At 62.3% G+C, this 13,618-nt stretch carries 15 protein-coding genes; 3 read left to right on the forward strand and 12 right to left on the reverse strand.

Going from position 1 to position 13,618, the window contains the following annotated elements:
• Positions 1 to 74: 74 nt before the first annotated feature.
• From BMY91_RS19385 to glgX, 4 genes are all read right to left on the reverse strand, one after another.
• Positions 75 to 401: a hypothetical protein gene (locus BMY91_RS19385; RefSeq protein WP_090824923.1), complete on the reverse strand. Its 327-nt coding sequence runs from the start codon at positions 399 to 401 to the stop codon at positions 75 to 77.
• Between the two features lie 317 nt (positions 402 to 718).
• Positions 719 to 1,078 (reverse strand): barstar family protein, encoded by a 360-nt coding sequence (locus tag BMY91_RS19390; RefSeq protein ID WP_090824925.1) that lies wholly within the window; start codon positions 1,076 to 1,078, stop codon positions 719 to 721.
• Positions 1,079 to 1,084: 6 nt separating this feature from the next.
• Positions 1,085 to 1,588, reverse strand: coding sequence for a guanyl-specific ribonuclease (locus BMY91_RS19395; protein ID WP_090824927.1), 504 nt, complete (start codon positions 1,586 to 1,588; stop codon positions 1,085 to 1,087).
• Positions 1,589 to 1,613: 25 nt separating this feature from the next.
• Complete coding sequence (gene glgX / locus BMY91_RS19400; RefSeq protein ID WP_090824929.1) at positions 1,614 to 3,728, reverse strand: glycogen debranching protein GlgX; 2,115 nt, start codon at positions 3,726 to 3,728, stop codon at positions 1,614 to 1,616.
• A gap of 118 nt (positions 3,729 to 3,846) precedes the next feature.
• Here glgX and BMY91_RS19405 point away from each other — a divergent pair, with 118 nt between their 5' ends.
• Positions 3,847 to 4,656: a carbon-nitrogen hydrolase family protein gene (locus BMY91_RS19405; RefSeq protein WP_090825075.1), complete on the forward strand. Its 810-nt coding sequence runs from the start codon at positions 3,847 to 3,849 to the stop codon at positions 4,654 to 4,656.
• Between the two features lie 306 nt (positions 4,657 to 4,962).
• On the opposite strand, the gene rlmB is transcribed toward BMY91_RS19405, so the two are convergent.
• From rlmB to BMY91_RS19435, 6 genes are all read right to left on the reverse strand, one after another.
• Positions 4,963 to 5,955: a 23S rRNA (guanosine(2251)-2'-O)-methyltransferase RlmB gene (rlmB, locus tag BMY91_RS19410; RefSeq protein ID WP_090824931.1), complete on the reverse strand. Its 993-nt coding sequence runs from the start codon at positions 5,953 to 5,955 to the stop codon at positions 4,963 to 4,965.
• Between the two features lie 80 nt (positions 5,956 to 6,035).
• The gene (cysS, locus tag BMY91_RS19415; RefSeq protein WP_090824933.1) at positions 6,036 to 7,490 is read right to left on the reverse strand and encodes a cysteine--tRNA ligase; all 1,455 of its coding nucleotides are present in this window, start codon (positions 7,488 to 7,490) and stop codon (positions 6,036 to 6,038) included.
• A 35-nt stretch (positions 7,491 to 7,525) separates the two neighbouring features.
• Entirely contained in the window at positions 7,526 to 7,882 is a 357-nt protein-coding gene (locus BMY91_RS19420) for a hypothetical protein (protein ID WP_090824934.1), read from the reverse strand.
• Positions 7,875 to 8,426, reverse strand: a complete 552-nt coding sequence (ispF, locus tag BMY91_RS19425; RefSeq protein WP_254779886.1) for a 2-C-methyl-D-erythritol 2,4-cyclodiphosphate synthase — start codon at positions 8,424 to 8,426, stop codon at positions 7,875 to 7,877. Before ispF ends, BMY91_RS19420 begins: the two co-directional genes overlap by 8 nt.
• Positions 8,426 to 9,208: a 2-C-methyl-D-erythritol 4-phosphate cytidylyltransferase gene (gene ispD, locus BMY91_RS19430; RefSeq protein WP_090825079.1), complete on the reverse strand. Its 783-nt coding sequence runs from the start codon at positions 9,206 to 9,208 to the stop codon at positions 8,426 to 8,428. Before ispD ends, ispF begins: the two co-directional genes overlap by 1 nt.
• Before the next feature lie 121 nt (positions 9,209 to 9,329).
• Positions 9,330 to 9,812 carry a CarD family transcriptional regulator gene (locus BMY91_RS19435; protein ID WP_011690592.1) on the reverse strand — a complete coding sequence of 161 codons (483 nt, stop codon included), beginning with the start codon at positions 9,810 to 9,812 and terminating at the stop codon, positions 9,330 to 9,332.
• 293 nt (positions 9,813 to 10,105) lie between these two features.
• Between BMY91_RS19435 and BMY91_RS19440 the strand changes: the two genes are divergently transcribed.
• Entirely contained in the window at positions 10,106 to 10,648 is a 543-nt protein-coding gene (locus tag BMY91_RS19440; protein ID WP_090824936.1) for a hypothetical protein, read from the forward strand.
• Between the two features lie 95 nt (positions 10,649 to 10,743).
• On the opposite strand, the gene BMY91_RS19445 is transcribed toward BMY91_RS19440, so the two are convergent.
• Positions 10,744 to 11,424, reverse strand: a complete 681-nt coding sequence (locus tag BMY91_RS19445) for a response regulator transcription factor (protein ID WP_020608526.1) — start codon at positions 11,422 to 11,424, stop codon at positions 10,744 to 10,746.
• On the reverse strand, positions 11,421 to 12,695 hold the full coding sequence (locus BMY91_RS19450) for a sensor histidine kinase (RefSeq protein WP_177179969.1): 1,275 nt from the start codon (positions 12,693 to 12,695) through the stop codon (positions 11,421 to 11,423). Before BMY91_RS19450 ends, BMY91_RS19445 begins: the two co-directional genes overlap by 4 nt.
• A gap of 199 nt (positions 12,696 to 12,894) precedes the next feature.
• Here BMY91_RS19450 and phoU point away from each other — a divergent pair, with 199 nt between their 5' ends.
• Positions 12,895 to 13,548, forward strand: a complete 654-nt coding sequence (phoU, locus tag BMY91_RS19455; RefSeq protein ID WP_090824938.1) for a phosphate signaling complex protein PhoU — start codon at positions 12,895 to 12,897, stop codon at positions 13,546 to 13,548.
• Positions 13,549 to 13,618 lie beyond the last annotated feature (70 nt).

Consider the following 13,618-nt stretch of genomic DNA (forward strand, 5'->3'; position numbering starts at 1 on the left):
AACCTGCCGGTACTTGATCGGCAGATCAAAGTATCGTGGCGCTTAGCCTGCTTTTATCGAATAGGAGATTGGGCTTAGCCGCGATGGAAGCTACTGATGTTGTCATTCCATGATCCAAGGAAGGGCACATACCAGCCCAGAGCGCTGTAGTCGTTAGCGCTTCCAAAGCCGGCACCACCGTAATTGACGTCCTGCCACCAGGTTACGTAGTAGCCGAAGTTCTTGACCGAACTGGTCTTGTTGTCGAACGACCCCATCCAGGTCGAGTTGTCGGCTCCGTAGGATCCACCGCCGTAGTTATTGTTTTCGTACATAATGCTGGCGTTCGCTTCCTGGCTTGCGGCAAAGAGTGCTGCGGCAGACAATGCGACGACAGTAGCCGCCCGTGTGAGCTTTTTCATTTCTTGATCCTCATATTCGCTGATGCAATGAGGAGAGCAAATAACTCAGCACGCTCCCCAGTACGCAAGTAACGAGGCACATAAATGCCTCACCGAAAATGTATCGCTCGACACCCTTAATTTCAATATTTTGAAATAATCGGAATAGTCATAGAAATATACAATTTGTCGCGTCACGATTCGGGGCGATGCAACACTTAAGCATTTCGGGGGTAGTCCCGACTCACCTGGAACGAATACTGACTCAGCACTCCGCCAGACCTGTCAATGCAGATACCTGGTCTGGCCTTTGCCATCTGAGGACGAAGTCGGCGCGACTAGTGCTCGAAGACTGCGATGACTGCCAGGTCGCGGCCGGCGTAGCGCTCGGCGTCTTGCAGGATTTCGCACACCACGCCGAAAGAACGGTCTGTGCGGTAGGCAGCAGGCACTTGCCAGATCATGGTGACCGGGCTGCCGTCGTCCTCTGACAGAGCATCGGCGTAATCGTGGAGGGAATCGTTCAGGGCATCAAGGTTCACCCCGTAGTACTCCGGGAAATCGAGGACTTGTCCAAAAACTTCCAGGACTGCCTGCTTGGTGGTTGCCGGCGGGACCAGCACGGTCCGACGGCCGATATCGGACATCTGCTCCTGTAGTTCCTCCAGGGTCCAGGTGTCTGCGGAATAGATTTTCATGGGCTCCTACTTGTCTTCGACGATGAACATGAACGACTCGTAATGGTCCGGTGTGTAGTACTTTGCCGAATCCTTGCCAACGATGATCCGGCGGGCGCCGCGGTCCGACTCGCCAGGAGTTGGCACCGTGTATTCCTTGTAGAAACCGCCGGACTTCCTGGGCAGGAGACCCTCAAAATTGCCGAAGTTCACGCCATCGCGATCATACGGATACGGGCCACCCTTAGCGATCAGCGCCAACGTTTGACGGGCTTCCTTGGGCAACTGGGCAGCGCTGATCGTGGGCAGGGTTGAAGGGTTCGCAACGGCGGCCGCCGGCGTCGGGACCGAGCCAGGCTCCGGCGTCGTGGTCTGGACGCTGGAGAACCCAGCGCCGGAAGACGCAACGCCGGAAGGAGGCGCGCTGGAGGGGGCTGTCAGCGAGCCGCCGCCCACCATGGCGATCACCAGCACGACGACGGCGATCACCAGCCCCGCGAAAGCCACCAGTTTGCTGCGGCTGCGGTTCATGCGGAAAGCTCCTGTGGGTTAATGCCTATGTGCGGTAGATGTTGATGGTGTTGGCCTGCAGGATATCCCGCTCGCCTGAGGCCACCAATGCGCCCTTTCGGCGCTCATGCAGCACTGACGTGGTGAAGCGGAGTTCAAACATGCGCTTGCCGATGCCCGTTTCGCTCAGGATCTCCGGGAGAACCATTTTCACGTCCTGGTTGCTGCCGTTCACCACAACCAGGCCACGGATCTCACTGTCCTCGTGGCCCATAAGCAGCTGCACTGAGCGCACATTGGGATCGTTCCAGCGGGCCGGAGTCATCCGCTTACCCTTGTCATCAAACCACTGCAGGCTGGCATCGTTCGCGCTGCCGGGGAAGCTCTCGGGTTGGTGCCGCAGGAACCAACGGCGCAACCTGACAAGCTCACGCGTGGTCCTGAACATGGCGTTGGCTTCCTGGGTGCGGCTCCAGTCCAGCCACGCCGTGGGGTTGTCCTGGCAGTAGGCGTTGTTGTTTCCCTGCTGCGTGCGGCCGAGTTCGTCACCCGCAGTGATCATGGGAACACCGAAGGACAGCAGCAAGGTAGCCATCAGGTTGCGGATGGACAGGGCACGGGCAGCCACAATGGCCTCGTTCTCGCTCCGGCCCTCCACGCCGTGGTTGTAGCTGCGGTTGTCTCCGTGGCCGTCGCGGTTCTGCTCACCGTTGGCCTCGTTGTGCTTCCTGTCGTAGCTGACCAGGTCCTTGAGGGTGAAGCCGTCGTGGGCTGTGATGAAGTTGACCGAGGCCAGCCGGGTGCGTCCCGAAGATGCGAAGAGGTTGGCGGAACCGGCCATAAGTTCAGCCAGCGATGCCACCGAGCCGCCTTGGCCTCCGGACTCGATGGCAGCACGGTCGGACAGCCAGAAACGCCGAACGCCGTCGCGGAAATGGTCATTCCAGTCAGACCAGCCGTGAGGGAACCGGCCCGTTTGCCAACCGCCGTAGCCTACGTCCCATGGCTCTGCAATGAGTTTGACCGCGGACAACACAGGGTCCTCGGCAATGGCTTGGAGGAAGGGATGGCCCGGATCAAAGGTATTCCCGGCGTCCCGGCACAGAGTCACAGCCAGATCAAAGCGGAAGCCGTCTACATGGAAGTCATTCACCCAGTAGCGCAGGGAATCCAAGGCAAGGTCCACCACCACAGGATCGCTGAAGTCCAGGGTGTTGCCGCAGCCGGTGGTGTCCAAGTAGCGGCCGTGGGCGTCATGCCGGTAGTACCGCGACTCCCCCAGGCCACGGAAGCTGAGGGCGGGCCCATCGGGTCCAGCCTCCGCTGTGTGGTTGTACACCACATCCAGAATCACTTCGATGCCGGCTGCGTGCAGGAGCTTGATCATGCCCTTGAGCTCATCCTGCACCGCGTGGGGACCGGCGTTGCGCGCAGCCTCCGTGGCGTAATCGGCATGCGGGGCAAAGAACGCGGCCGTGTTGTAGCCCCAGTAGTTGGTCATGCCCAGATCCTGGAGGTGCGATTCGTCCAGGTGGAAGTGAATGGGCAGCAACTGGACCGCGGTGATGCCAAGCTCTGTGAGGTGCTGGATCATCACCGGGTGAGCCATGCCCGCATAGGTCCCCCGGAGGTGCTCCGGGATGTCCGGGTGAAGCATCGTCTGGCCACGGACGTGTGCCTCATAGATAACCGAGGTCCGCATCGGGGTCCGCGGCGCTTGGTCATCGCCCCAGTCAAAGCCGGTGTCCACGTGCACACTCGTCAGGAACTCGCCCCGCTGGTCCACAGCGCGACCGTACGGATCGAGCAACAGCCGTTGTTCGCCGTCGTCGTCCAAATCCAGCGCTGGAACAGGCATGGGAAGACCGCCCTCGGACGGCGCTTCGCGGAAACCGTACCGGGTGCCCGGCGGCATTCCGCCCACCAGCCCGAAGTGCACGCCGTCCTCAACGTTGGGAAGGATCTGGGCGCGCCACGGTTCGCCGGGCGCCTGGAAAGCAACCTCAACCTGTTCCAGGTCCGGTGCGAAGACGGCCACATTCACATCATGGTTCTGCGCTTTTCCGGCATCCGAAAGCCCGGGCTGGGGCGAGCTCAGTCCGAGAGGCCGGGGCCGGGAGGCGTCCACGGCAGCTGCTGTGTCAAAAATAGGCATAACCATTGCTTGCAAGTTTAGTTCCACGCCCAGTATGTGCCGCGCCAACCGCCCATGTGACGACGATCGGTGCAGTGATTTCGTTACTTGGCATACTGGAACAGAGACAACAGGAGGTTCTATGGTGCGCGTGGCACTCGCCCAAGTCATCACCGGCCGGGATCTGGCCGACAACCTGCGGCTCCTGGAGGAGTACGCCCGGAAGGCCAAGGACGGCGGCGCGGAGTTAGTAGTCTTCCCCGAGGCGATGATGCGTGCGTTCGGGAACTCCCTGTTGGACATAGCGGAGCCTTTGGATGGCCCGTGGGCCAGCCGGGTGCGATCCCTCGCCGAGGAACTTCAGCTGGTGATCGTGGCCGGCATATTTACCCCGGGCAGCCCCTCCGATTCCGGATCCCCGCGGGTGCGGAACACGCTTCTGGCCACGGGGCCTGGCGTGGAAACGAGCTACGACAAAATCCACCTCTTCGATGCGTTTGGCTTCGCGGAATCGGACACCGTTGAGGCGGGAACAGAACCAGTAACGTTCGACGCCGGTGGCGTCACCTTTGGTTTGGCCACCTGCTACGACATCCGCTTTCCCGCGCTCTTTACGGCCAACGCCCAACGTGGCGCTGTGGTGAACATCGTTTCTGCCTCCTGGGGATCAGGACCGGGCAAGGCCGAGCAATGGCAGCTCCTGGCCCGGGCACGTGCCGTGGATACCACCACGTTCGTGCTCGCATGCGGCCAAGGCGATCCGGCCACACAGGGGATCGAACCCAAAGGTGCCGCGCCCACGGGCGTGGGGTACTCCGCCGTCGTATCCCCGTTCGGCCAGGTCCTTGAAGCCCTGGAAGGCGAGCCAGGCGTGATCTTCGCCGACATCGATCCCGCAGAGGTTGATGACGCCCGCCAAAAACTCCCCGTTCTGGCCAACCGCCGCGACTTCTAAAGCCGACCCTCCCTCACCGATCGGTGGTTTGGCACCAACCCTCTCTCACCGATCGCTTGTTTGGCACCAACCCTCTCTCACAGGGTAGGGCCGTCGTCATCTTCCAGGGTGGACCTGGCGGACACTTCCCCGGAAACGCCAAACGCCCTCCCACCCGGAAGGTGAGAGAGCGTCCTGGCCAAACACCCGGAAGGTGAGAGAGCGTCCTGGCCAAACACCCGAAAGGTGAGAGAGCGTCCCCGTTAAACACCCGAAAGGTGAGAGAGCGTCCCCCTCAAACACCCGAAAGGTGAGAGAGCGTCCGGGCTACTTGGCGGCGCGCTGCCTCGATACTTCGTACAGCGAAATACCAACGGCCATCGAAGCGTTCAACGACTCCATGGCCGAGTCGATCGGGATGGAGACGATCTGGTCGCAGTTTTCGCGGACCAAACGGCTGAGGCCCTTGCCTTCGGAGCCCACCACGATGCACACCGGTTCCGTAGCAACGGTGAGATCAGGCAGCGAGACATCGCCGTCGCCGTCCAGGCCGAGCACGTAGATGCCCATGTTCTTGAACTGCTTGAGGGCGTTGTTGAGGTTCGACGCGCGGGCGACAGGTACGCGGACAGCGGCGCCGGCACTGGTCTTCCAAGCGGACGCGGTCACGCCGACCGAGCGACGCTCGGGAACGATCACGCCGTGGCCGCTGAAAGCGGAGACGGAGCGGATGATCGCGCCGAGGTTGCGGGGGTCGGTGATGCCGTCCAGGGCTACGAAGATGGGAGCGTTGGAGATGTGCCCCTTCTTCCACTTGGCGAGGGTTTCCTCGGCGAGGTCGTAGGCATCCTGGTACTCGTACGGCGGGATCTGGAGGACCAGGCCCTGGTGGACTGCTTCCTCGGTCATCCGATCCAGTTCAGGCTTGCCGGTTTCCAGCAGCGGGATGCCGCGCTCTGCCGCGAGCTTCAGGGACTCCTTGACGCGATCGTCCATTTCGATGCGGATGGCGACGTGCAGGGCCTTGGCCGGGATGCCGGCGCGCAGTGCCTCAACGACGGAGTTACGGCCGGTGACCAGTTCTTCCGTTGCACGGCCCTTGGGACCGGAGCGGGCTCCGGCGCCACCGGGACGGGTGCCAGATCCGCGCTTGGCGGCCGAGCGTTCCGCCAGCTGCTTGTTCTTGTATGCCTTGTGGTAAGTGCGATCCTCCGCCTTGGGCGTAGGACCCTTGCCTTCCAGGGCCTTGCGGCCATGGCCACCGGTTCCGGTGGAGGGGCCCTTCTTCTGCTTGACCGACCGGCGACCGTTGTTGGCCATGAGATTCCATCCTTGATTTTGTGAGTAAGTCTGGAATCAAGTCTACTGACCCAATGCAATTCGGCCGCAGAGCCGGTTTGTCAGTCGCGTTTGAGGCTCCAAGTGGCGCCGTCCGCACCATCTTCGACCACCACTCCGGCAGCGGCCAGCGTGTCCCGGATGGCGTCGGACGCAGCCCAGTCCTTATTGGCCCGTGCAGTGGCCCGGGCTTCGAGTTGGGCTTCCACCAACACCTCCAGGGCAACATGTTCGCGGCCCTGGACAGCTTCCGGACGCTTGACGGAATCCAGGCCAAGTACCTCGGTCATGGAGAGGACGCTGTAGAGAGCGGCCTTCGCGGCATCCACATCCCCGGACGCCAGCGCGGTGTTGCCGGCGCGGACGGTGTCGTGAAGAACGCCGAGTGCCTGTGGAACATTGAGGTCGTCGTCCATGGCCGCGATGAAAGCCGCGGGCATGTTGGCCTGCGGGGAAACGTCTGACGCGCCCGTGCCCACCTTGGAAGATGCTTTGTGGATGAAGCCATCAACGCGCTCGACGGCGGCCGCGGCCTCCTGCAGGGAGGTTGGCCGGTAATCCAGGATGGAGCGGTAATGTGCCTGGCCAAGGTAGTAGCGAACCACACGGGGTGAGGCGAGTTCCAGCATCTCTGCAGGGCTCACAGTGTTGCCGATGGATTTGGACATCTTTTCACCTTCGTAGGTGACCATGCCGTTGTGCATCCAGAAGTTGGCGAACCCGTCGCCAGCAGCCTGGGACTGGGCCATCTCGTTCTCGTGGTGCGGGAAGCGAAGGTCCAGTCCTCCACCGTGGATATCGAACCGCGGGCCAAGGTACTTGGTGACCATGGCCGAGCACTCGAGGTGCCATCCGGGACGTCCGGCACCCCAAGGGGATTCCCATTTGGCGGTGACGGGTTCACCGTCTTTGAAACCCTTCCACAGCGCGAAGTCGCGGGGATCGCGCTTGCCCCGGGGGTCGGCGTCGGGCGCTCCCTGCATGTCATCAATGTTTTGCCGCGTCAGCGATCCGTACTTGTTCCAGGAGCGGACGTCGAAGTAGACGTCCCCGGAGTCGTCAAGTGCGGGGTAGGCGTGGCCGCGGTCGATGAGGCGCTGGATGAGCGCATGCATTTCCGGGATGTGGCCGGTGGCGCGGGGCTCGTAGGTGGGCCGCTGCACGCCGAGGGATTCGTAGGCGTTCTCGAATTCCTGCTCGTACCGGTAAGCGAGTGCCCACCATTCTTCGGCATGGCGCGCGGACGGTTCGGCATCCCAGTCGGGCCCGAACGACTGCGCGGACTTGGCCAGGATTTTGTCGTCGATATCCGTGACGTTGCGCACCACTGTGACCCTGAGGCCCCGGAACTCGAGCCAACGGGTCAGTTGGTCGAAAACGATGGCCGACCTGACGTGGCCCACATGCGGCATCCCTTGGACGGTGGCCCCGCAGTAGTACACGCTGGCCTTGCCGTCTTCGAGGGGAACGAAGTCGCGGACTTCGGCGGAAGCGGTGTCATAGAAGCGCAGGGTCACCGCTCCAGATTAGCCGATGACGCGGCGTGACCTGCCTACTTGCAGTATTCGCCGATCTTGTTGAACTGGACCTTGAGCTTCTCCTGCTGCTCCTGGGTGGCGGCCCCGAGGGAGGAAGCGGCTGCTTGGTCCATGATGGCGGCCATCTCCTTGATGGGATCACCAATCTCCGGAGCCAGCTTGTCCGCGATCTCGTGATAGTGCTGGGCGATCTGTTTGGACTGCTGTTGCTGGTTGCCGTCGGGCTTGAAGGTGTCGTCGTTCAGGAACCCGCAACTGGCGTTGACGTCCATCCTGGGCGTCCTTGCACAGCCACCCAGCAGGAGCGCGGCAGCCAGGGCCGCGGACAGCATCAGTGCGGAACTCACGACGCCGGTACGCGCCTTACGCATGAGGGGCACCCTTTGCTGGACCCGGATCGGATGCGGCCACCTCGTGTCCGGAGACCGGGTACACCAGGGCCGTGGCCACTGCGGAGATACCCTCGCCACGGCCGGTGAATCCCAAGCCATCGCTGGTGGTGGCCGTAACGCTGACGGGTGCGCCTGCAGCTTCGCTCAGGACCCGCTGGGATTCCTCACGGCGCGGCCCGAACTTGGGACGGTTGGCCACAAATTGGACTGCCACGTTACCGATCTCAAAACCTGCCGCCCGGACAATGCGGGCGGCCTCGCTGAGCAGCGTCACACCCGAGGCGCCGGCATATTCGGGGCGGTCCGTACCAAAGTGTGTGCCCAGATCACCGACGCCGCAGGCGGAGAAAAGCGCATCCGCAGCCGCGTGGGCGACGCAATCGCCGTCGGAATGCCCCGACAGTCCCTGCTGCCCCTCCCACAGCAGCCCACCCAACCACAAGGGTTGTGGGTCGTCGTCCGGAGCGAAAGCGTGGACGTCGATGCCGATACCGGTGCGGGGCAGGATCATGGCGTGCGTCATCAGCCTTCCACCCAACGAATCCCCAGCGGGCCTTCCAACAGGCCCTCGGCGATGATCAAGTCCAGTGGAGTGGTGATCTTGAGCGACTGGCTTGCACCCCGCACGGCGTGGACGGGGACGTTGAGAAGTTCAACCAGCATGGCGTCATCGGTGACGGCGGCCGATTGCTTGTCATCGAAGAGGCCTGCAGCTTTATGGGCCCGGCGCAGGGTGGCCAACTCGAATCCCTGGGGGGTCTGTACGGCGCGGAGATGCTCCCTGGGCGCAGTGCCCGTGACGAGTTCGGGAGCTATGGCGGCGTCGTCGCCGCTTGTCTCCGCCACCGTCTTGATGGTGTCCACCACCGGCAAGGTGGGGATGACTGCCTTCGCGCCGGAGGCCAGGGCCTCCGCTACCCGCTGGAAAACACGTTCAGGAGTCAACGCACGGGCGGCATCGTGGACGAGCACGAATTCGGTTCCGTCTTCCAAAGCAGCCAACGCGGCGCGGACCGAATCCGCGCGGGAGGAACCGCCGTCGACCACTGAGATTTCCGGGCCGCCGTCCACGAGTTCGATGGTGAACCCGGCGATCAGTTCGCGGAGCTCCGTGTCCCCCTTGGGCACGGCGATGCAGACCTGCCGCGCAACGTCCGACGCAACCACCCCGCGGAGGGCGTGCATCAGGATGGACTCGCCCCCTAGCGGAACCTGGGCTTTGGGCATGCCGTAGCCGAGTCGCTCACCGGAACCGGCAGCAACCACTATCACGGCCGTGACGGCGCGCTTGGAAGGAGTACTCATGCGCCCAAGATTACTGGGAAAGTACTTGAAGGCGCCCACCATCCCTGATTGCCAGGTATCTGCGGCCGTATTTGGGCAAAAAGAAACCCGGCGGCGCTTTCGCACCACCGGGGCTCAATTCTTAGGAAGCCAAGACCTCGTCAAGAACGCTTGCAGCCTTCTCTTCGTCTGTCTTTTCAGCCAGGGCCAGTTCTGAAATCAGAATCTGCCGCGCCTTGGCCAGCATGCGCTTCTCGCCTGCGGAAAGGCCGCGATCGTGATCACGACGCCAAAGATCGCGAACGACCTCCGCCACCTTGATGACATCGCCTGAAGCAAGCTTCTCCAGGTTCGCCTTGTAACGACGTGACCAGTTGGTAGGCTCTTCAGTGAACTCGGCGCGGAGAACGTCAAATACGTGCTCCAAGCCTTCTTTGCCCACTACGTCCCGGACCCCAACAAGGTCAACGTTCTCTGCTGGAACTTCAATGGTCAGATCACCCTGAGCCACCTTGAGCTTGAGATACATCTTCTCTTCGCCCTTGATGGTGCGCATCTTGATTTCCTCAATTTTTGCTGCACCGTGGTGAGGGTAAACTACTGTCTCGCCGACCTCAAAAACCATGTGGACTTTCCCCTTTCCCGCAGATTAGTCTATCACGGTTAAGGCATACGACTGGCATCGCGAGGGCTCTCCTGCCGCGCCAATAAAGGGAATAAGGCCTTAAACGACTTCCTCCAACCTCTTGACGAAACCGGGGAAAGATGCTTGGAGCAAGCAACTTGAGCGACGGATCCCGGCAGTTGACTGCGCCACAATGCCTTCCCGAATCCTTATTTTGGCGGGTTTGCCGATAGGCTATGGCTGAAAAGTGTTCCAATGACTCTTGAGGAGTAGGTGTCGTGCGCAATACTGCGATGAACCCTGTCCAGCGCGGCAAGCTGGCAATTGCGGCGGCTGCAATCGGCGTCGGTCTTCTGTCCGTCACCGGCTGTGGATTCGTCAACGCCCAGCAGACCACCCACCAGTACTCGGCATCGGACGGGATCAAAGCAGATCTCGGTTCGCTGCAGTTGCGCAACATCCTGATTGTTGCCTCGGGCGAGAACGAGCCCGGCCGCGTTATCGGCGCCGTCTTCAACACCTCCAGCACCGATGCCACCCTCACCATGAGTGGTGCGAACGGCGCCCAGACCGAGATCCCGGTCAAGGCCAACTCGGAGACGTACCTGAATGACACCACCGATGCCGCCATTCTCAGCACCGCAGGCGTTATCCCCGGTGGACTGACGCCCATCACCATCCGCAGCGGCTCCGACTCCGCCACGGTGAACGTACCGGTGGTTGACGGCACGCTCCCCGAGTACGCCAAGTACCTGCCCAGCACGCCGACTCCGACGCCAACCTCCACGTCGACGTCCTCTGCGACGCCCACGGAGTCCGCAGCAGCCGGTCACTAGCCGGCAGCACGCAACAAGCCATACAAAGGAAGGGTCCCGCCGACGCGGGACCCTTCCTTTGTTGCAGTTGCTGCAGCAGCCGTAGTTGCTGAGGCTTACGGCTCGAACTTGTAGCCCAACCCGCGCACCGTCACCAGGTAACGCGGAGCAGAAGGATCAGGCTCGATCTTGCTGCGGAGCCGCTTCACGTGGACGTCCAGGGTCTTGGTGTCACCCACATAGTCCGAGCCCCACACGCGGTCGATCAGCTGCCCGCGCGTCAGTACCCGGCCCGAGTTGCGGAGCAGCATTTCCAGGAGTTCAAACTCCTTCAACGGAAGGGACACCTGTTCACCGTTGACACTCACCACGTGGCGCTCGATGTCCATGCGGACGGGACCCGCCTGCACGGTGGAGGTGATGAGTTCCTCCGGCTCGCCCTGGCGACGCAGCACAGCACGGACGCGGGCCACGAGTTCCCGGGATGAGTAGGGCTTGGTGACGTAGTCGTCAGCCCCCAGTTCCAAACCCACCACCTTGTCGATTTCCGAGTCCTTGGCAGTCAGCATGATCACCGGGACGCTGGAGCGCTGGCGAAGCTGGCGGCAGACTTCCGTGCCCGGCGTACCCGGCAACTGGAGGTCAAGGAGGACGAGGTCTGCACCGTTGCGGTCAAACTCCACCAAGGCATCACTGCCGTTGTCCACTACCTCGACGTCGAACCCTTCCTTGCCCAGGAGATAGGACAGGGGGTCGCTGAAGGACTCTTCGTCCTCCACTATCAAAATCCGGCTCAAGCGCTGGCTCCTTGCTCTTGGGCGCCGCTGGCACCCGTTTTTTCACTCGCGTGTTGGCTCGTGTGATGCGGTTCGACGACGGCAGGTACCGCCGGACGTTCGATGGAAGCAGCCGCCGTGGCAGCGGGAGCCGGCAGGCCGGCGTCGTCGTCCTGGCCTTCCATCTCCGGCAGGCGGATGGTGAACGTGGAACCTTGGCCGGGCTGGGACCAGACGGTCACCTCGCCGCCATGGTTGGAAACAACGTGCTTGACGATGCTCAGCCCAAGGCCGGTGCCGCCCGTGTGCCTGGAGCGGGCAGCATCAACGCGGTAGAACCGTTCAAACACGCGTTCCTGGTCCTCGGGGGTCAGGCCTTCTCCCTGGTCCGTGACGGAGATGGCCACCACGCCCTCCCGTGTCCGGACGCCGACACCTACCCGAGTGTTCTCAGGTGAGTATCGGATGGCGTTGTCTATGAGGTTGCGCAGGGCCGTCACCAGGAGGTCGCGGTCGCCGAACACCAGAGAGTCCGAATGCCCGCCCACCACGATCTGGATGTTCTTGCTCTCCGCCGGCAGCTGCGAGCGGTCTACGGCCTCGGTGATCACGGTGTTGATGTCCACGGCGTGGCCCTGCTGGGCCACGTTGGCGCCCTGCAAGCGGGAAAGTTCAATGATGTCCTGGACCAAGGCAGCGAGCCTGCCGGACTCCTTGTGCATGCGCTTGGCGAACCGGCGCACGGCTTCTTCATCATCCGGCGAGGCCTCCAGGGCTTCGGCCAGGAGCGAGATGGCGCCCACGGGAGTCTTGAGCTCGTGGGATACGTTGGCCACGAAGTCGTTGCGGATCTCCTCGGTGCGGGTGATCTCGGTGCGGTCGTCAGCCAACAGCACGATGTATTCCCAGCCGAGCATGGCTGCCCGGACCTGGACAACAATGGTGCCCTTGCCCAGCGGCCCCCGTGGGAGTTCGTACTGTTCCTCCAGGATCACGCCATCGCGGCGGACCTTCGCGGTCATATCCAGGAGCTGCTTGTGCACCACGGTGTGGCCACGCACCAATCCGTAGGCATATGCCGCGGGACTTGCGCGGACCACGCCATCGATTGCGTCCACCACCACAAACGCACGCCCGACGACGGCAAGCACTTCCGCTGCACCTTCAGGAAGCAGGGGCTCGGTGACATCCAGGTCAACAATGCTGCGCTGCCGCTCGCTGATCCTGAATGCGAGCATGCCAAAGACGCCCAACGACAGGCCAACGAGGCCTGCGACGACACCTATGAGCAATGGATCCACGTGTCCAGCTTATGCTGTGGAAACACGGCAAAGTATTGATCCGGCACCAAACGCAGACGGTTCAACTAACGTTCATCTAAAGGTGCCGAACAGTTCACTGGGTCCTGACACAGTTACTGGTTGGACTGTCAATGGTTTTGAAATCCGACCCCCACCATGGGAACGGGATTTCCAAGGAAAGGACGCCTTAGTGCGCAAGGTTTTTCAGGAGGAGCTCACCCAGGTAGGTGACGACCTCATCGAGATCTCCAAGCTGGTCCACGAAGCAATCACGAAGGCCACGACGTCCTTCGAAGGCGCCGACGTGGATCTTGCCCAGGACGTCATCGCGGCAGATGCCCGGATCGACTTCCTGCAGAACAGCCTCGACGAGCGCGCCATCGACATCCTGGCGTTGCAGGGCCCCGTGGCCAGCGACCTCCGCATGATCGTGGGTTCGCTGCGCATGAGTGCCTCGCTGGAACGTATGGGTGACCTGGCCCGCCACGTGGCCCAGCTGGCGCGGCTGCGCTACCCGGCCACCGTTATCCCCGCCTCGCTGACCCAGACCTTCAAGGCCATGGCCCAGCACGACATTGAGATCACGGCCAAGGTGATCGAGCTCCTCGAAACCCGCGATCTTGAGGTTGCCCGCGACATCCTCAAGATCAACATTGCCGTGGACGACCTCCACCTCAGCGTCTTCAAGGCGATCGCTTCCCCGGAATGGAGCGAAACCCCGTCCACCACCGTGGACGTCGCCCTGGCCAGCCGCTACTTCGAGCGCTTCGCTGATCACGGCGTCTCGGTTGCCCGCAAGGTCACCTACCTGGTGACCGGCGAATGGCAGCCCGAGGGCTTCTAGCCTTCCCCGGATTAACGACGACGGCGGCCGGTCACCCATGGTGACCGGCCGCCTGCCTTTAACTGCGCCG

Source organism: Arthrobacter sp. yr096, assembly GCF_900108925.1.
Lineage (GTDB): Bacteria > Actinomycetota > Actinomycetes > Actinomycetales > Micrococcaceae > Arthrobacter.